Annotated in this window: 16 protein-coding genes; 11 read left to right on the top strand and 5 right to left on the bottom strand. The window is 70.3% G+C overall.

Features of this window, described 5'->3' with window-relative positions; all coding sequences use genetic code 11:
• Positions 1 to 8: 8 nt before the first annotated feature.
• Positions 9 to 797: a helix-turn-helix transcriptional regulator gene (locus tag ACQPZX_RS39900; RefSeq protein WP_433367586.1), complete on the bottom strand. Its 789-nt coding sequence runs from the start codon at positions 795 to 797 to the stop codon at positions 9 to 11.
• A gap of 63 nt (positions 798 to 860) precedes the next feature.
• Here ACQPZX_RS39900 and ACQPZX_RS39895 point away from each other — a divergent pair, with 63 nt between their 5' ends.
• Both ACQPZX_RS39895 and ACQPZX_RS39890 read left to right on the top strand, forming a co-directional pair.
• A complete protein-coding gene (locus ACQPZX_RS39895; RefSeq protein ID WP_433367583.1) occupies positions 861 to 1,556 on the top strand; it encodes an SDR family oxidoreductase in 696 nt (231 codons plus the stop codon).
• A 21-nt stretch (positions 1,557 to 1,577) separates the two neighbouring features.
• Positions 1,578 to 2,294: a tetratricopeptide repeat protein gene (locus tag ACQPZX_RS39890; RefSeq protein ID WP_433367581.1), complete on the top strand. Its 717-nt coding sequence runs from the start codon at positions 1,578 to 1,580 to the stop codon at positions 2,292 to 2,294.
• Here ACQPZX_RS39890 and ACQPZX_RS39885 read toward each other — a convergent pair.
• Positions 2,281 to 3,219, bottom strand: coding sequence for a GNAT family N-acetyltransferase (locus ACQPZX_RS39885; protein WP_433367578.1), 939 nt, complete (start codon positions 3,217 to 3,219; stop codon positions 2,281 to 2,283). The two genes, ACQPZX_RS39890 and ACQPZX_RS39885, sit on opposite strands and share 14 nt — an antisense overlap.
• Before the next feature lie 138 nt (positions 3,220 to 3,357).
• On the opposite strand from ACQPZX_RS39885, the gene ACQPZX_RS39880 reads away from it, so the two are divergent.
• The 8 genes from ACQPZX_RS39880 to ACQPZX_RS39845 all read left to right on the top strand — a co-directional run bounded on the left by ACQPZX_RS39880 (position 3,358) and on the right by ACQPZX_RS39845 (position 12,920).
• Positions 3,358 to 4,740 carry an Hsp70 family protein gene (locus ACQPZX_RS39880; RefSeq protein WP_433367575.1) on the top strand — a complete coding sequence of 461 codons (1,383 nt, stop codon included), beginning with the start codon at positions 3,358 to 3,360 and terminating at the stop codon, positions 4,738 to 4,740.
• 4 nt (positions 4,741 to 4,744) lie between these two features.
• Entirely contained in the window at positions 4,745 to 5,659 is a 915-nt protein-coding gene (locus ACQPZX_RS39875) for a TIGR03619 family F420-dependent LLM class oxidoreductase (RefSeq protein ID WP_433367572.1), read from the top strand.
• A 570-nt stretch (positions 5,660 to 6,229) separates the two neighbouring features.
• On the top strand, positions 6,230 to 7,252 hold the full coding sequence (locus ACQPZX_RS39870; protein ID WP_433367569.1) for an ABC transporter permease: 1,023 nt from the start codon (positions 6,230 to 6,232) through the stop codon (positions 7,250 to 7,252).
• Between the two features lie 32 nt (positions 7,253 to 7,284).
• Positions 7,285 to 9,027, top strand: a complete 1,743-nt coding sequence (locus tag ACQPZX_RS39865) for an ABC transporter substrate-binding protein (protein WP_433367566.1) — start codon at positions 7,285 to 7,287, stop codon at positions 9,025 to 9,027.
• Positions 9,028 to 9,140: 113 nt separating this feature from the next.
• Positions 9,141 to 10,118 carry an ABC transporter permease gene (locus ACQPZX_RS39860; protein WP_433367563.1) on the top strand — a complete coding sequence of 326 codons (978 nt, stop codon included), beginning with the start codon at positions 9,141 to 9,143 and terminating at the stop codon, positions 10,116 to 10,118.
• 26 nt (positions 10,119 to 10,144) lie between these two features.
• Positions 10,145 to 11,233: an ABC transporter ATP-binding protein gene (locus ACQPZX_RS39855; protein ID WP_433367560.1), complete on the top strand. Its 1,089-nt coding sequence runs from the start codon at positions 10,145 to 10,147 to the stop codon at positions 11,231 to 11,233.
• Between the two features lie 11 nt (positions 11,234 to 11,244).
• A complete protein-coding gene (locus tag ACQPZX_RS39850) occupies positions 11,245 to 12,303 on the top strand; it encodes an ABC transporter ATP-binding protein (RefSeq protein WP_433367558.1) in 1,059 nt (352 codons plus the stop codon).
• Entirely contained in the window at positions 12,303 to 12,920 is a 618-nt protein-coding gene (locus ACQPZX_RS39845) for a carbohydrate-binding protein (protein ID WP_433367555.1), read from the top strand. Before ACQPZX_RS39850 ends, ACQPZX_RS39845 begins: the two co-directional genes overlap by 1 nt.
• Here ACQPZX_RS39845 and ACQPZX_RS39840 read toward each other — a convergent pair.
• On the bottom strand, positions 12,895 to 13,305 hold the full coding sequence (locus ACQPZX_RS39840) for an Hsp20/alpha crystallin family protein (protein WP_433367552.1): 411 nt from the start codon (positions 13,303 to 13,305) through the stop codon (positions 12,895 to 12,897). The two genes, ACQPZX_RS39845 and ACQPZX_RS39840, sit on opposite strands and share 26 nt — an antisense overlap.
• A 138-nt stretch (positions 13,306 to 13,443) precedes the next feature.
• Positions 13,444 to 15,399, bottom strand: a complete 1,956-nt coding sequence (locus tag ACQPZX_RS39835) for a S53 family peptidase (protein WP_433367549.1) — start codon at positions 15,397 to 15,399, stop codon at positions 13,444 to 13,446.
• A 163-nt stretch (positions 15,400 to 15,562) separates the two neighbouring features.
• Here ACQPZX_RS39835 and dinB point away from each other — a divergent pair, with 163 nt between their 5' ends.
• A complete protein-coding gene (gene dinB / locus ACQPZX_RS39830; protein WP_433367546.1) occupies positions 15,563 to 16,747 on the top strand; it encodes a DNA polymerase IV in 1,185 nt (394 codons plus the stop codon).
• Here the strand turns inward: dinB and ACQPZX_RS39825 are convergent.
• On the bottom strand, positions 16,744 to 17,676 hold the full coding sequence (locus ACQPZX_RS39825; RefSeq protein ID WP_433367543.1) for a hypothetical protein: 933 nt from the start codon (positions 17,674 to 17,676) through the stop codon (positions 16,744 to 16,746). The genes dinB and ACQPZX_RS39825 overlap by 4 nt on opposite strands.
• Positions 17,677 to 17,681 lie beyond the last annotated feature (5 nt).

The raw sequence follows: 17,681 nt of genomic DNA, 5'->3' as shown, positions 1-17,681 counted from the left end.
ATCGCACGTTATCCCGCCAGCGCCCGAAGCGCCCGAGCGGACCGGCTCCCGGCGTCAGCCGTCACGAACACGACCTGCTGATCATCGTCCGGCACGGCCAGCACGTCACAGTTGACCCGCAGCCGCCCGGCGACCGGGTGATCGATGGTCTTGCTCCGGTGGCCGGGTTGCCGCACCGGGTCGCTTGCCCACAGCGAGCCGAACTCGTCGCTGCGCCGGAGATCGGCGATCAGGCCCGCCAGCCGCTCGTCGCGCGGATAGCGCCGGGCCGCCGCCCGCAGTCGGCTCACCGCGATCGCCCCGAACTCCTCGGCGCCGCTGGTCTCGAACGGCACCCCCTCCAGGAACCGCCGCCGCGCCAGGTTGCGCGTCGGCCGGAAACCACCCAGCAGGCGCTCGGCCAGCGGATTCCAGGCGATCACGTCGTAGGTGGCGTCGGTGACGATGGCGGCCTCCTCCACGCGTCCCAGCATGGCGGCGATGTGCGGTCGCACGCGCCGCGAGGGCCCATCGGCGGGCGCCGGCGGCCTGCCGGCCAGGCGGAAGAGGTGGTTGCGCTGGGCGGGATCCAAGCGCAGGGCGGTGCTCAGGCCTTCCAAGATCCGAGGCGACGGGTACGGGCCGCGGCCCTGTTCCAGACGCACGACGTAGTCGACGGACATGTGGGCCAGCGCCGCCACCTCCTCGCGCCGCAGGCCCGGAGTCCGACGCAGGCCGTCGCCGGGCAGACCCGCGTCGGCCGGGCTCAGCCGCTCGCGGCGGTCGCGCAGGAAGCGGGCCAGTTCTGCTCTCGCCATCTCCGCCTCCCTGGTATCGGTCGTCCCTGGCAGCGATTCCGTGGCCGGGGCATCGTCGTCGCCATGACGAAGACTTCCACGGCGCTGGTGACAGGTGCCAACAAAGGGATCGGGTTCCACATCGCGCGGCTGCTTGCCGATGCCGGCGTGACGGTCTACGTGGGCTCGCGTGACGCCGAGCGGGGCTCTCGCGCCGCCGCTGAGATCTCCGGGGAGCTGGTCGTTCTGGATGTCACCGATCCCGGCAGCATCGAGGCGGCCGCGGCGCAGGTCGGCGAGCTCGACATTCTCGTCAACAACGCCGGGATCCTGGTGGACGGCGAGGCGCCGCCCGGCAGCAGCGTGGACGCCTTCCGGCGCACGTACGAGACGAATGTCTTCGGTGTTCTGGCCGTCACCAACGCGTTCCTGCCGGCGTTGCGCCGGTCGCCGCACCCGCGGATCGTCAACATCTCCAGCGGCACCGGCTCGATCGCCGGGAGTGCCGATCGTCCGGGCAGCGGCGGGTCGGCGGCCGCCTACCGGTCGTCCAAGGCGGCTCTCAACGCGCTGACCCTCTTCTACGCGCAGGCGCTGCCCTCCTTCCGGGTGAACGCGCTGGCGCCCGGCCTGCGCCGTACGGATCTCAATGATCGTGCGAAGAACGCCGACGGTGACCCATCGGAAGCCGCCGCGGGGGCCGTGCGTCTGGCGCTGCTGCCGGACGACGGCCCGAACGGCGGTTTCTACTCGTGGGACGGAACCGCGATGCCGTGGTGAGTTTCAGTACCGTCGATGTCCATGGGGAGCGAGCCGACCGCCGGGGCACTGCTCGCCGCGGGGAGCGAGGCCCTCGTCGAGGCCGCGTTCCGCACCGGTGACTACCTGCCCGCCCGCCAGTTGCTGGAGGCCGCCCGGCTGCGTGCGCGGGAGAACCGCGACCGGATCGACGAGGCCGCGGCGCTGACCCGGCTCGGCATGCTGCTGCACTTCCAGGCGCTCGGCGGCGACCTCACCCGGGCCGACTGGGCCGCCGAGGAGCGCCTGTTCCAGGAGGCGCTCGCCATCCAGCGCGAGGCGGACGACCCGGCCGGAGCCGCCGAGGCGCTTTTAGGGCTGGGGCTGGTGCATCAGGTGCTGCGCGGCGACTGGCAGACCGCGCTGCCGTTCTACCAGGAGGCGCTCACGCTCGCCGAGCGGTACGCCGACGAGATGGTGCGCTCCGAGGTGCACCGGCACCTCGGCTTCTACTACGTCTACGCGGCCGGCGACCCGATCCAGGGACTGCGGCACCTGCGCATGTCGCAGGTGCTGCGGGAGAGGTACGGCGATCCGCGGCGAGTCGCCACCGGGACGCTCGCGCTGGGGGAGGCCGAGCTGGCCGCCGGCAACCGGGCCGAGGCGCTGCGGCTGCTGCGGGAGGCGGTGCACCAGGCGCGGTCGGCCGGCCTGAGCGCGCAGCGGATCGGCTGGGCGTCGCAGGCCCTGAACGACGCGCTGGACGCTAGAGATCCTTGATCATCTGCTCGGAGGCCAGGCTCATGTCGAGCGAGTCGGCGAAGGCGAGGGCCTCGACGCGGCCGGGGACGCTCAGGCCGATCCGGGGCACGCCGTGCCGGGCCAGCTCGGCCTCGGTCGCGGCCATCACGCGGCGGCCCAGGCCCTGGCGGCGCCGCTCCCGGGCGATCTCGAGGTGCAGGACCAGGCCGATCGTGGGGCGGTCGGGGGTGGGCAGCGAGCACCACACCCAGCCGACCTCGTCGCCGTCGATATGCGCGGTGCGCAGCAGGATGCCCTCGGTGGCCACGCCGGCGGGCGCTGTCCGGCCGGCCGTCCGCATCGCCCGCTCGGTGTCGGCGGACGGGTCGCGCACGAGGGCGAACGGGTCGTTGGCGGCGAGGTCGGCGACGTGCTCCTCGTACGTCCGCTGGGTCATCGGCGTCAACGTGAGATCGCCGTCGCCGGCTGTCTCGGGGACGATCGGGCGGGCCCGCACCTGGCTCATGATGCGGTAGCCGAGCCGCTGGTAGAGGCGGCGGGCGCCGACGTTGTGGCCGAATACGTGCAGGCCGATCCGCTTGACGCCCCGGGCGGACAGGTCGGCCTCGGCGGCCTCGATCATCCGGCTGCCGTAGCCGCGGCCGCGCAGCCCGTCGGCGACCTCGATCTCGGAGAGCCAGGCCATGTCGGGGTAGACGGTGCCCGGCATCGACATCCACAGGAAGCCGACCTCGTCGCCGCCGTCGACCGCCTTGCGCAGCAGCTGTCCCTCGGTGGCGACGCCGTCGGGCAGGCCGGCGCTGATCTGGTGGGCGGACTGGCCGAGCGCCCGATCGGGGTCGACCCCGAAGTTCTGCACGACGTCGCGGGCGAAGTTCGCCGCCATCGCCGGGCGGCGGGCCTCGAGCTCGTCCGGCGTCAGATCGATCAGCTCAACCGCCATGAGCATGAACTCTTTCACGTCCCGCCCCGGTCGGCGACCCGGCTGTCCAGCGTTCGTCGGATGCACGACTGATCGACCGTGGTCAGTACCGCGACATGTGTAACTTGACCGACAGACAGCTGGTCATAGGGGGCGGCCTTGACCCAGCAGACCTCCTACCATCCGGTCATCGGCATCGACCTCGGCACGACCTCCTGCACCATGTCCGTCTGGAACGGGAGCGAGCCGGTCGTCATCCCCGACCCGCTGTCCTCCATCGTGACGCAGGACGCGGCCGGCCAGATCGTCGTCGGCCGCCAGCCCGAGGACGACGCCCAGCCGGTGATCGCCGGCATCAAGCGTGAGCTCGGCAGCGACGAGCGGGTCCGCCTGCGCGGCCGGCAGTACCGCCCGCCCGAGATCTGCGCGTTCCTGCTGATCGAGCTGAAGCGGCGGGCCGAGGCGTTCCTGGGCGGCCCGGTCCACGACGCCGTCGTCACCGTCTCCGGGTCGGCCGGCGAGCCGCAGCGCCGCGCGATCCGGGAGGCGGCCGGCCTGGCCCAGCTCAACGTGCGCCGCCTGCTCGACGACCCGGTCGCGGCCGCCGTGGCCCTCGGCGCGGACGACCGGGAGCGCACCTACGCCATCTACGACCTGGGCGGGGGCACCTTCGAGACCGCAATCGTGCGGATCAACCCGGACGGCGTGGCGGTGCTGGGCGGGGCCGGCGACCCCCGGCTGGGCGGCGACGATTTCGACGAGCACATCATCGGGTACGCCCTGCGGCAGATCCGCGAACGGCACCACGTCGACCTGAGCCGCGACGACCACATCCGTACCCGCATCCGCCGGGAGGCCGAGCTCCGCAAGCGCGAGCTCTCCACCGCCGTGAGCACGGTCCTCGAGCTGCCGCTGCTGACCGCCACCGTGAGCGCCGGCGTGTCCCTGTCCCGCCGCGGCTTCGAGGCGATGATCGAGCCCGACGTGACCAAATCTCTCGGCCACCTCACCGCCGCCCTCGCCTTTGCCGAGGCCGAGCACGGCGTCGGCCGCGACGGGGTGGACCAGGTGGTGCTCTCCGGCTGCTCGACCCGCGTCCCGGCCGTCCGGGACCGCCTCTGCGGCTACTTCGGGCTGGGCCCGGGCGACATCCGCACCGACCTCGACCCCGGCCACCTGAACGCCCTCGGCGCCGGCCTGATCGCCCGCGAGTTCGAGCCCGCCGTCACCTTCGAGGGCTCCCGCCCCGGCCTGCTGGGCGCCAACCTCCGCCTGCGCGCCGAGATGGCCGACCCGAGCCCGGCGCCGTCGCCCGCCGCCCCGGGCCCGCCCGACCTGCTGCCGGGCGTGCCCGCCGAGACACCCGCCGACTTCCGCCCGGTCGCCGACGCCACCCACCGGCTCCTGGCCGGCGACGGGACGCGCCCGGCCCTGCGCGCCGCCTACCTCTCCTTCGTCGCGGCCATCCACGCCGCGGCCCCCGACGACCGCCTGGCCGAGCTGGGCGACCTCCTCACCGCCGAGTTCGCCCGGCTACGGTGAGCGCATGTTGATCAGCTGTGGTCTGCCGGTGTCCGGAGCGTGGGCCACGCCCGCGTCGCTCGGGCGGTTCGCGAGGCTCGCCGAGGAGCTCGGATATCACGGACTGTGGTCGTTCCAGCGGCTGCTCGCCGGGCGCGAGCAGCACATGGCGCCCGTCTACCGGAGCGTGCTCGACCCGCTCGTCGCGCTCGGCTACGCCGCCGCGTGCACGGAGCGCATCCGGCTCGGCGTGTCGGTGATCAACCTGCCGTACGTGTCGCCGGCCTATCTCGCCAAGCAGGCCGCGACCCTCGACGTGCTCTCCGCGGGACGTCACGACCTCGGGCTGGGCACCGGCTGGTCGGAGCCCGAGTTCCGGGCGACCGGCTCGCGTCCCGATCCGCGCGGCCGCCGCATCGAGGAGTACCTCGCGGTGCTGCACACGCTCTGGAACGACGAGGTGGCCGCCTTCGACGGCGAGCTCTACCAGGTGCCCCCGAGCACGATGCGGCCGCGGCCGGTGCAGGCGGGCGGCCCGCCGGTGCTGCTCGGCGGGACCGCGGACGCGGCGCTGCGGCGCGCCGGCCGGATCTCGGCGGGCTGGGTGACCAGCAGCCGGAGCAGCCTGGACGACGTCGCACGCGGGGTGCAGATCGTGCGCCGGGCCGCCGAGGAGGCGGGTCGCGACCCCGACCTGGCCCGGATCGTGGTCCGCGGGAACGTGCAGGCCGGCCGCCGGGACGACGCGATGCCGCTGTCGGGCGGCTGGGAGCAGATCCGCGGCGGCGCCCAGCTGTACGCGGAGGCGGGCGTGACCGAGCTCTTCTACGACCTGAACTGGGATCCGCTGATCGGCGGGCCGGACGCCGACCCGGTCGCGGCGGGGGAGCGGGCGGAGGAGATCCTCACCGCCCTCGCGCCGATCAACTTCGGGGAGTAGGGATGACGCGCGTCGAAGTCCGGTAATCGCCGGGAATGGCGACCCAATCGTAATCGGAATGGCGCGGCGGCCGACTTCATGGAGTAACGGTGATCAACACGGAACCGTGCCTCGGCGGGGCCTCGCGCCGTCGATCCCGCCCCCGTCCCGTCGATCGGCCGTAGATCTTCCGTGTGGAAGCGCTCACCGCCGCAGGATCCGACGGTGGGGGGTCCCCATGATCGACATCACGGCGAAACCCGGGCGAAACAGCGAGCCGCAAACGCAGGAACCGGACTTCGATGACTTTGCGCAACAGTACGATTGCCCTTTGAGTTGTGATTTCGGACATACCACCCAGTCTTGATCGTCAAGATAGGCGGTTTGTCTACTCAAGTAAGTGTTCGTGCCCTGCTAGGAGGACGCCCGGTGTGATCCGGGTGACGAGCGGCTTTCAGCGGGCTGTTATTCATTCGATGCGTCAACTCATTTCCTACGAGCCAGTTCCGGACTAGTTTGCCAACCGCAGCATCCGAATACCTCTCACGCACGACGCATGTGAGGGTGTGTCGTTCATGGAGGTGATCAAGCGTGGAACCGCTGATCGAAGAGGCGGGTGTGGAGCGCGTCGGCGCCCCTATCGACGCGATGACCACGCCGACCGGCGAGGCGAAAAAGGTGGAGACCCGGCGTAAGTCGCCGACCCAGATCGCCCTGGCGCGCCTGCGCAAGGACCGGCTGGCCATGGTCTGCCTGGGCATCTTCCTGTTCTTCGTCGCGATCGCCGTGTTCGCGCCGCTGCTGGCCAAGCTCGAGGGCCAGGACCCCACCACGCTGCACCAGGACCTGCTCGACCAGTACGGCCTGCCGACGATCTCGGCGACCCCGGACCACTGGTTCGGCGTCGAGCCCCGGCTCGGCCGCGACCTGTTCGCAAGGTTCGTCTACGGCGCCCGGCCGTCACTCATCGTGGCGATCTCGGTTACGGTGATCACCGGCGTGGTCGGCGTGATCATGGGTCTGCTCGCCGGCTTCCTCGGCGGCTGGGCCGACCGGATCATCTCGTGGATCATCGACTTCGTCCTGAGCCTGCCCTACCTCCTCTTCGCGATCGCCGTCCCGGCCGTGCTGCTCACGATCTTCGTGGGCGACGCCACCGAGGCCGGCACGAGTGACGTCACCAAGGCGCGGTTCGCGTCGCTGATCCTCGTGCTCTCGTTCTTCGGCTGGGCCAGCCTGGCCCGCCTGATCCGCGGTGAGGTGCTGTCCCTGCGCGAGCGCGAGTTCATCGCGGCCGCCAAGGTGCTCGGGGTGCCCACCCGCAAGGTCTTGTTCAAGGAGTTGCTGCCGAACCTGGTGGCGCCGATCATCATCTCCACTTCGCTGGCTCTGCCGACCTACATCGTCGCCGAGGCGGGTCTGACCTTCCTCGGCGTGGGTCTGGTCGAGCCGACCCCGTCGTGGGGGCTCACGATCGCCTACGCGACGACCTACTACCGGGCCGACCCGCTCTACCTGTGGCTGCCCGTCCTGGCGATCAGCATCCTGGTGCTGGCGCTGAGCTTGCTCGGTGACTCGATCCGAGACGCTTTCGATCCCCGCACCCGACGGTGACCCCGTCGACGCCCTGTAAAGAAAGAGGAGAAATGGCAAGGCGCTTCAAGGTGGCCGTGGCGGCGACAGCAGCCGTGGCCCTCGGACTGTCGGGCTGTGGTAGCCCGTCGTCCAAGAATGATTCGGGTAAGGCCGACACCGGCAAGATCTCGGCGCAGCAGAGCGCAACCGACCCCAACGCCAAGGGCCCGGCCCCGGAGGCGCCCGGCGTCCACAAGGGCGGCACGATCACGATCTACGCCCAGTCGACGCCGTCGACCTTCGACCCCACCGACACGTACTACACCGACTCGAACGAGATCGAGAAACTGACCTTCCGTACCCCGACGCAGTACGCGGTCCGGAACGGCCAGCCGGTCCTCGTCCCCGACCTGACCGACCTCGGTACGGTCTCGGCGGACAAGCTGACGTGGACCTTCAAGATGACCGGCACGTACAAGTACGAGGACGGCACGGACGTCAAGGTCGAGGACCTGGCGTACGCGATCAAGCGCTCGTTCGCCCACGACGTCTTCCCGAACGGCCCGGCCTACCAGCTGAGCTACTTCAAGGACGGCGACAAGTACAAGGGCCCGTACACCGACGGCGACACCTACGCCGGCGTGGAGACCCAGGGCACCGACACCCTGATCATCCACCTCGCCAAGCCGTTCTCGGACCTGCCGTTCTACATGACCTTCCCGATGTTCACGCCGATCCCCAAGGCGAAGGACACGAAGCAGGACTACAAGAACCACCCGCTGTCGACCGGTCCGTACATGTTCGACCAGTACGTCGCCGGCACCTCGCTGACCCTGAAGAAGAACCCGAACTGGGACCCCAACACCGACGCCGTGCGCCACGCGTACGCCGACGCGTGGAGCTTCAAGTGGGGCGGCGAGCTCGTCTCGACCCAGCAGAAGGTTCTGAACAGCAACGGCGACGACGCCAACGCGCTGCAGTACGAGGAGATCGACGCCTCGCTGATCCCGCAGCTGACCGGCGACAAGGCCAACCAGCTGATCAAGGGTGAGAGCCCCTGCCTCTACGTGCTGAACATCGACACCCGCAAGATCACGGACCTCAAGGTCCGCCAGGCGATCGCCAAGGCGATGCCGTGGGACGCGCTGTCCAAGGCGAACGGCAACAACGACTACAGCGCCGAGCCGGCCAGCACCTTCCTCCCGCCGGGCGTTCCGGGCCACACCAAGTACACGCCGTACCCGGACCTGACCGGCACCGGCGCCGGTGACGCCGCGGGCGCCAAGGCGCTGCTCACCGAGGCCGGCAAGGTCGGCTTCGAGGTCAGCTGGTACTACGACAACACCAAGCCGCTGCCGCAGCAGATCTCGAACATCCGCGCCGACGCCCTCACCAAGGCCGGCTTCAAGGTCAAGGCGATCGGTGTGGCCACGGCCGACCTGCGCGCCAAGATCTCGGACTACAGCGCCCCGGTGAACCTGGCTCAGGGTCCGCGCGGCTGGTGCTCCGACTGGCCGACCGGCTCGTCGTGGCTCCCGGTGCTGTTCGAGTCCCGCTCGATCAGCGACGGCATCAGCTGGGGCTTCCAGCAGGACGCCGCCCTCGACAAGAAGATCGAGGACGTCGCGGCCCTGCCGACCGACGAGGCCACCGCCAAGTGGGCCCCGCTGGACCAGGAGATCATGGGCAAGTACGTCGCGCTGCCTTGGTACTACACCAAGATGGCCGTCATCGCCGGTAGCAACGTGGGCGGCGCCGTCGGCGACGCCACCGTGGGCATGCCGTTCTTCCCGGAGATGTACCTGAAGAGCTGACCTCGGTCAGTCCTTCAGCCGGTGGCTCGGCCGCTTCGCGGCGGCCGGGCCACCGGTAACGCCTACCTTCGTTCCCCCAGTTCCCGATCTCTACATCTCCAGAGGTGCCCGCCGTGCTGCTGTACATCCTGCGACGCGTGATCAGCGCGATCTCGGTCGTGATAGTCACAGTGGTGGCCAGCTTCTTGCTGTTCTTCGTCGCGCCGACCGACCCGGCCGGTGTCATCTGCGGCCCGCGGTGCACCCCGGAGCGGCTTCAGAACATCACCGACAGCCTCGATCTCGACGAGCCCGTGGTCACCCAGATCACCTCGTACTTCAAGGGCATCGTCGTCGGCCGCGACTACACCACCGGCGGCGTCACCCGGCACTGCGATGCGCCCTGCCTCGGCTACTCGTACGTGCTCGGCGTGCCCGTCACCGACATCCTCGCCAAGGCCGTCCCGGTCACCCTCTCGATCGTCATCGGCGGCGCCACCATCTATCTGCTCTTCGGCGTCCTGATCGGCACGACCGCGGCCAGACTCAGAGGGACCACCCTGGACCGCGTCGCCGTCGGCGGCTCGCTGGTCCTCGGCTCGGTCCCGTACTTCATCGTCGCCCTGGTCATCGCCCTGTACGCCACGTTCCTGCCGAAGACGCAGTACACGCCGTTCTTCGAGAATCCGGTCTCGTGGGCCAGCGGTCTGCTCGCGGCCTGGCTCTGTCTCGGCCTGACCAACTCGGCCTCGTACACCCGGTACTCCCGGGCCTCCATGATCGAGGCCCTGGGGCAGGACTACACCCGTACGGCCCGGTCGAAGGGCATCTCGGAACGGCGCGTGGTCTACCGGCACGGCCTGCGGGCCGCCATGACCCCGGTCATCACGATCTTCGGTGTCGACGTCGCCTTCCAGCTGGTCAACACGATCTTCACCGAGCGCATCTTCCAGCTGCCCGGCCTCGGCCTGCGCCTGCTCAACGCGTTCAACCAGTACGACCTGCCGGTCCTGATGGGCGGCGTGGTCGTTGGCGCGACGGTCCTGGTAGTCATGAACCTCGCGGTCGACATCCTGTACACCGTCCTCGACCCCCGGGTGCGGCTCGGATGAGCGGCCCAGCACAGCAAGGCGGCAACATGACCGATCAGACTGTCCGGGCCCCGCAGACGGTCACCCGCGAGCCCCGCGCCCGCCGTGAGGGCGAGGAGGCGTACCTCGAGGTCCACGACCTGCACGTGCAGTTCCCCACCGCGGACGGCAAGGTGCAGGCGGTCCAGGGCCTGAGCTACTCGCTGCCGCTGGGGCGCACGCTCGCGATCGTGGGCGAGTCCGGCTCCGGCAAGAGCGTCTCCAGCATGGCGATCATGGGCCTGCACGACCGCAAGTCGACCTGGATCTCCGGGTCGATCAAGGTCGGCGGCAAGGAGGTCGTCGGCATGTCGGAGAAGGAGCTGATGACCTTCCGGGGCGCCGACGCCGCGATGATCTTCCAGGACCCGCAGTCCTCGCTGCACCCGTTCTTCACGATCGGCGACCAGATCACCGAGTCGTACAAGGCACACAACAACGTGTCGAAGAAGGCGGCCAAGGCCCGCGCGGTCGAGATGCTCGGCCGGGTCGGCATCCCCAACCCGGCCCGCCGCGTCGACCAGTACCCGCACGAGTTCTCGGGCGGCATGCGGCAGCGCGCGATGATCGCGATGGCGCTGGTCAACGACCCCAAGCTGCTGATCGCCGACGAGCCCACCACGGCGCTCGACGTGACCGTGCAGGCGCAGATCCTGGACCTGATCGCCGACCTCCAGCGCGACTTCGGCTCGGCGGTCGTCTTCATCACCCACGACCTCGGGGTGGTGGCCGAGATCGCCGACGACATCCTGGTGATGTACGCCGGCAACGCGGTCGAGCACGGGCCGGTCGACAAGATCCTCGGCACGCCGCTGCACCCGTACAGCTGGGGCCTGCTGGAGAGCATCCCGGCGGTCTCCGGCACGCCCGGCCCGCTGCACCCGATCCCCGGGTCGCCGCCGAGCCTGCTCGCCATGCCCAGCGGCTGCGCGTTCCACCCGCGGTGCGAGTTCCGCGAGCGGGTGGGCGGCGACCTGTGCCGGACCCTCAAGCCCGAGCTGATCCCGCGGACCGCGGACCAGGGCCGCACCTCCCGGTGCCACCTGAAGGAACCCGACAAGGTGTTCGAGACCGAAGTCCTGCCCCGGCTGCCTTAGGACCACTGACGATGACCACTCCTACCACCACCGCCAAGTCCGGCGTCCGCTCGGTGGAGGGCGCGCCCCTGCTCGAGCTGAACGACGTCAAGATGCACTTCCGGACCAAGGGCGACGGCCTCCTGGCCCGCGGCACCAAGTGGGTGCAGGCCGTGGACGGCGTCAGCCTGACCGTGCAGCCCGGCGAGACGCTGGGCCTGGTCGGCGAGTCCGGCTGTGGCAAGTCCACGACCGCGCGGCTGATCACCCGGCTGCTCGAGCCGACCGCCGGCGCGATCAAGTATCAGGGCGTCGACATCGCGCACATGTCCGAGCGGCAGCTGCGGCCGTACAGGCGCGAGATCCAGCTGATCTTCCAGGACCCGTACTCGTCGCTGAACCCGCGGCACACGGTCGGCACGATCGTCGGCACCGCGCTGCGCACGCACGGCATGGTTCCCAAGGCCGGCGAGCTTTCCCGGGTGCAGGAGCTCCTCGAGGTCGTGGGCCTCAACCCCGAGCACTACAACCGCTATCCGCACGAGTTCTCCGGCGGTCAGCGGCAGCGCATCGGCATCGCCCGCGCGCTCGCCGCCCGGCCCAAGATCATCGTGGCGGACGAGCCGGTCTCCGCGCTCGACGTGTCCATCCAGGCCCAGGTGATGAACCTGCTGGAGAACCTCCGCAAGGAGCTGGGCATCGCGTTCGTCTTCATCGCCCACGACCTCGGCGTGGTGCGGCACTTCTGCGACCGGGTAGCGGTCATGTATCTCGGCCGGGTGGTCGAGGAGGCGCCGCGGGACGCGCTCTACGAGAAGCCGCAGCATCCGTACACGCAAGCGCTGCTCTCCGCGGTGCCGGACATCGCCGTGGTCCGCGGCGTGCCGCCGAAGCAGCGGATCCGCCTGGTGGGCGACGTGCCCAGCCCGGTCGACCCGCCGTCGGGCTGCCGCTTCCGCACCCGGTGCTGGAAGGCGCAGGACATCTGCACCACCCAGGACCCGGCTCTCGAGGTGAAGGCGCCCAACCAGGAGGTGGCCTGCCACTTCGCCGAGCCGCCGGTCGAGTCGATCGTCGCCGAAGCGGTCTAGTGGTCGCTCCGCCGAATCCGTCCGTCTACCGCACCCGGGCCTACCGCACTCGCCAGCGCGTCATCTACGCGCTGGCGGCGGTGGGCCTGGTGCTCGTGGGCTACTTGATCGGGCGCTGGCAGGACACGCCGGCGCCGGCCGCCGCAGTGCCCGTTTTGTCGGCATCGTCCGCGCCGCCTCCCGAGACGCAGGCCCCGACGACACCGCCGCCGTCACCGACGGTCTACGAGAAGCTCCAGGCCGAGTCGGGCGGGCTCACCGGCATCCAGGCCCAGGAGACCACCGACGAGGGCGGCGGGCAGAACGTCGGCTGGATAGCCAACGGCGACTCGATCCGGTTCGACGGCTACGACTTCGGGCCGGTGCCGGCCACCAAGGTCGACGTGCGGGTCGCGTCGGCGGCCGACGACGGCGGCCGGATGGACATCCGTCTCGACGCGCCCGACGCGACGCCGATCGGCACGATGCGGGTGACCCGCACCGGCGACTGGCAGCAGTGGCGTACCGACGAGGTCACGCTCACCCCCGTCACGGGTGTGCACACGGTCTATCTGACCTTCGCCCGCGACGGGGACGGCGAGTTCGTCAACCTCAACTGGCTGCGGTTCCAGCACTGACCTCGATCTTCCGCGGCGCCGCCTTCTCCTTGACCGGAATGCTCAGCGTGAGCACCCCGTTCTCGTAGCGGGCGTCGAGCCGGTCGGTGTCGAGGGTGTCCGAGAGGAACACCTGGCGGCTGACCGGGCCCACCGGGCGCTCGGCCGCGACGTACTGAACGTTCTCGCCCTCGGCGCGCTTGCGCTCGGCGCGGACGGTCAGGACCTTGCGGTCCACGGTGATGTCGATGCCGGCCGGGTCCACGCCGGGCAGGTCGATGTCGATGTGGAAGGTGTCGTCGATCCGGTACGCGTCGAGACGCGCGCCGGTGCTGCGGGACGACGAGTTGATCACGCGGGCCGTGAGCCGGTCGAGGTCGCGGACGCTCGCGCTTGTGAGCAACATGGGTGGTTCCTCCAGCTTCAAGAGTTGAGCGGGGTGGGCTCAACCTCCGGCTTCAACCGAGATTCTCGCTGTGGAATTCCCCAGGCACGCGCGTGGGGCGGGTCATCGTGACCCGCCCCACGTCGTGGAAAGAACGAACTACTTGAAGAACGCCGGACCGGGTACGCCGACGCCGGTCTCCGCGTCGTAGCCCCGCGTGCTGTGGATCGTCGTCGTCTGCACGTCGACGGTCTGCAGCTGGTAGGTCTTGCCGTCGGCCGCGTCCACCCCGTTCACGAAGTTGGCGCGGGCCTGCAGCACCGGCTTCTTCGGCGCGGTGATGTCGGTGATCTTGTTGGTGTTGATCGCCCGGTAGTAGGCCGGGTTGGCGAAGCCGACCGGGTGGCGCAGCTTCTGGCTCTGCACCGCCTGCAGACCGGCCAGCAGCGGCGACGCCAGGCTGGTGCCGCCGATGCGGTACTCGTCGTAGTACGTCCCGTCCGGGAACTCCTGGGTCTGCCCGACCCGGAAGCCCGTGTTCGGGTCGCCCGGCATCGAGATGTCGGGGACGGTGCGCATCCGGGTCGCCCCGAAGTACTTCGAGATCGAGTCCGGTACGACGCCGCGCTGGTAGAACGGCTGCGCGAACAGGATGCTCGTGCCGCCGCCACCGCCCGAGGAGTACGCGGGGGCGCCCCACGACTTACCGTCGGCCGACAGCGCCTGGTACGCGCTCTGCCAGCCGTGCTCCCACACCCGCTTGCCGTGCTTGTCGATGCCGACGCTGGTGCCGCCGACCCCGGTCACGTACGGCAGGTCGGCCGGGAAGTCGACCGTCTTGAGCTCGGGGTGGGTCCCGCCCTGGGTCTCGTCGCCGGCGTCGCCGCTGGAGAAGTCGACGGTGATGCCGGTGAGCGCGGCCTCGAGCGAGAACTGCTGGTAGAAGTCGATGTACTCCTGGCCCAGGTCGGCCAGCTTGTCGGTGCCGGTGCCCCACGAGTTGGTGACGATGTCGGCCACGTGGTTGTCGATCGTGGTGGCCCACGCCTCGTCGAGGCCGGTGGAGCAGTCCGCGCCGCCCACGTAGACGATCCGGGCGCCCGGGGCCATCGAGTGCACGGCCTCCACGTCCAGCGTCTCCTCGCCGTACCAGCCGGCGCCGCCGCACTCGTCGATCAGGCCGTAACCGTCGGCGGGCGGGGTGATCTGCGAGAACTGGTGCCGGCTCACGGCCGGGAGGCCGTGCTTGCGGGAGTACGTCGCGAGGTCGCGCTCGATGGTCGGCGAGGCGAACGCGTCGGTGATCGCGACGGTGACGCCGCGACCGTCGACGCCGTGCTTGATCAGGTCGCTCACGCCGTACGCCGACTGGTACTGCTGCGGCTCGTAACCGCGGACCACGTACGGCTGCTTCTTGCCGTTGGCGGCCGGCAGGGTGGTCGCCGTCTTCTCGCCGTAGTACGCCGAGGACGGCGTGCCGGGGCGGAAGCCGGCGTCCGGGCCGGGCAACGTGTCGCCCGGGGTCTTGAGCGCCTGGCCCTGGTCGAGGCCGAGCACGCCGGAGACGACGCCCAGCACCGCGGACGGGGTGTTCTCGGGCAGGGAGAGCGAGGTGCTGTTCGCGTGCACCGTCTTGCCCTGATAGACGTAGTTCTTCAGCGTGGTGCCGAAGACCTTGTCGATCTGGGCGGTGCTGCCGGACGCCTCGACGTACATGCCGCCGAGGGTGTCGCGCAGCGCGAAGCCCTGGCCCTTCAGCCAGGAGCGCACCGCGTCCACATCGGACCGCGCCGGGGCGTACGCCTGCTTGAACTGGCTCGTGGAGAGCCATTTGCCGTAGGAGGCGCTCGCCGGGTCGGAGATCGAGGCGAGGGTGGCCTCGGCCGTCGCGGCGTCGCGCAGTTTGAGCAGGATGCCGAACTGGATCTTGTCGGCGGCGGCGGGGGCGCCGCCGGTGGCACGGGCCCGGGACAGCCATCGAGGCTGGCTCCCGGAGAGGGCGTGCCGTCCGGGACGGTCCGCGGCGGTGGCCGGGCCGGCCCCGAGGACCGAGGCCGCGGCGGTGCCGAGTGCGACCACCAGCGCCAGCCGCGACCTCATGGTCGATCTGATCACTTTGCCTCCACATTAGTGGCCAGTGAAGTGGATGAACCTCCCCACATAACGCCCGCAGATGTTCACCGGTCAATACTCTGCAGATAAATTCCTCGATCTTTTATGGCTGCCTAGACAAACGTCTCCGCAGGTAGGCTGGCCTATGTCGTACAGATGTTCTAAGATGCGGAGCGTGACGATCCTGCATGCGGATCTCGACGCTTTCTACGCGTCGGTCGAGCAGCGCGATGATCCTTCGCTGCGCTGTCGTCCGGTGCTGGTCGGCATGGGCGTGGTCCTCGCGGCCAGCTATGAGGCCAAGGCGTGCGGCGTCCGCACGCCGATGGGATTGACTCAGGCCCGGGCGCTTTGCCCGCGCGCCGTCGTGGTTCCGCCCCGCATGCACGCGTACGCGGAGGCCAGCCGCGCGGTTTTCGACATCTTCCGTGACACCACCCCGCTCGTCGAGGGCATCTCGATCGACGAGGCCTTCCTCGATGTCACCGGCCTCTACAAGATCCGGGGTCCGGCGCGCGACATCGCGGCTCAGCTACGTCTTGCCGTTCGTGAAAAGGTCGGCCTGCCGATCACGGTCGGCATCGCCGGCACCAAGTTCCTGGCCAAGGTCGCCAGCGGCGTCGGCAAGCCCGACGGCCTGCTCGAGGTGGCGCCGGGCAAGGAGCTGGAGTTCCTGCATCCGCTGCCGATCGAGCGCCTCTGGGGCGTCGGCCCGGTCACCTCCGGCAAGCTGCGCAAACACCAGATCACCACGGTCGGCCACGTGGCCCGCCTCGGCGAGGCCACCCTGGTCAGCCTGCTCGGCGCCCACCACGGCCGGCACCTGCACGCGCTCGCCCACAACCGCGACCCCCGCCGGGTGCGCGTCGGCCACCGCCGCGGCTCGATCGGCAGCCAGTGCGCGCTGGGCCGCCGCCCCCGCCCGTTCACCGAGATCGACGCCACCCTCGCGGCGCTGGTCGACCGGGTGACCCGCCGCATGCGCAACGCCCACCGCGCCGGCCGCACCGTGACCCTGCGCCTGCGCTTCGACGACTTCGGCCGCGCCACCCGCTCGCGCAGCCTGCTGAAATCCACCATGCAGACCCGCGCGATCCTCGACACGGCCCGCGCCCTGCTGGTCGAGGCCCGCCCGCTGATCGAGACCCGCGGCCTCACGCTGGTCGGGGTGGCGGTCAGCAACCTCGACAGCGAGGCCAACGTCCAGCCCTCACTTTTCGACGACCTGCACGACGACAGCCTCGACGTGGCGATGGACGCCGTCCGCGACCGCTTCGGCTCCAAGTCGCTGACCCGGGCCGCGACGCTGGGCCGCGACCTCAACCCGTCGGTGCCCATCCTGCCGGACTAGCGCTTGTACCAATCGAGGACTCGTTGCGCCCGCAGCGTGTTCCACCGGCTCGGCTTCCCGTCACCGTCGTCGAGATCGAAGTGGACCGCGCCGCGATGGGTGTGCTCCAACGGCCATGTGCCGTCCGGTTGCTGCTTGGCGCGCACGATCTCGACCGCCTCGGCCACCCGCGGGTTGGGGGCGTCGCCGGCCTCGCGGAAGTACTCCAGCGCCCGCAGCACGTCGTAGTGCCAGCGCGGCGGGAACGAGAGTTGAAGGTACTCCGGCTTGACGACCTCGCCCGTGCTGAGACGGCGGAACAGGCGACGCTCCAGCAGGTACTCCTCGGCGCGGCGGCGGGCCGCGATCGACTCCGGGGTGCCGCCGGTCGCCCGCTCGTGGGCCAGCAAACCCTCCATCACGTTGATCGTGGTGTCGAACGAGGAGCGGACCGAGCCGTTCTCGGCCTCGCAGTTCCACCCGCCGTCGTCGAGCTGTTCGGAGACGAGACGCGCGACGATCCCGTCGGCGTTCTCACCGAAGTAGACACCGAGGGCGACGGTCCGCCCGTTGATGCAGGGCTCGACCTCCCCGGCGAAGAACGGCAGATCGTCGTACTCCCAACGGCAGTTGACCTTGACCTTGGCCACCGCCCGGCGGACACGCTCGTCGCCCGGCTCGGCCCCGAAGGTCCGCAGCATCGTTAGTGTCGGCTCGGTCGCGGTCCACGGCTGCCCGTTCGCCAGGCTGGTCGTGCCGGCCGGGAAGAGCGCGCCGCCCGCCCAGAGCCCGTCCTCGCCCTGCAGCGCCAGCAAACGCGCACCCCAGCCCTCGCCGGCGACCCGCGCCCGCTCGGCGGCCACGACGTCGTCGCGCGCACCGGTGAGGTCGCGCAGCACCTGCCAGCGGATCGACGGGTCGCCCTCGAGAAGCCATTCCAGGGTGGTCATCGATC

Source organism: Actinoplanes sp. CA-142083, assembly GCF_050942195.1.
Classification (GTDB): Bacteria; Actinomycetota; Actinomycetes; order Mycobacteriales; family Micromonosporaceae; genus Actinoplanes.
The sequence above is the reverse complement of the archived record's forward strand: the minus strand, read 5'-3'. Positions and strand labels throughout refer to the sequence as shown.

Coding starts and splice junctions, on each gene's coding strand:
- ACQPZX_RS39865 (WP_433367566.1), top strand. CDS start 7,285: ATGGCAAGGCGCTTCAAGGTGGCCGTGGCGGCGACAGCAGCCGTGGCC.
- ACQPZX_RS39875 (WP_433367572.1), top strand. CDS start 4,745: ATGTTGATCAGCTGTGGTCTGCCGGTGTCCGGAGCGTGGGCCACGCCC.
- ACQPZX_RS39895 (WP_433367583.1), top strand. CDS start 861: ATGACGAAGACTTCCACGGCGCTGGTGACAGGTGCCAACAAAGGGATC.
- ACQPZX_RS39840 (WP_433367552.1), bottom strand. CDS start 13,305: ATGTTGCTCACAAGCGCGAGCGTCCGCGACCTCGACCGGCTCACGGCC.
- ACQPZX_RS39900 (WP_433367586.1), bottom strand. CDS start 797: ATGGCGAGAGCAGAACTGGCCCGCTTCCTGCGCGACCGCCGCGAGCGG.
- dinB (WP_433367546.1), top strand. CDS start 15,563: ATGCGGAGCGTGACGATCCTGCATGCGGATCTCGACGCTTTCTACGCG.
- ACQPZX_RS39885 (WP_433367578.1), bottom strand. CDS start 3,219: ATGGCGGTTGAGCTGATCGATCTGACGCCGGACGAGCTCGAGGCCCGC.
- ACQPZX_RS39855 (WP_433367560.1), top strand. CDS start 10,145: ATGACCGATCAGACTGTCCGGGCCCCGCAGACGGTCACCCGCGAGCCC.
- ACQPZX_RS39890 (WP_433367581.1), top strand. CDS start 1,578: ATGGGGAGCGAGCCGACCGCCGGGGCACTGCTCGCCGCGGGGAGCGAG.
- ACQPZX_RS39825 (WP_433367543.1), bottom strand. CDS start 17,676: ATGACCACCCTGGAATGGCTTCTCGAGGGCGACCCGTCGATCCGCTGG.
- ACQPZX_RS39850 (WP_433367558.1), top strand. CDS start 11,245: ATGACCACTCCTACCACCACCGCCAAGTCCGGCGTCCGCTCGGTGGAG.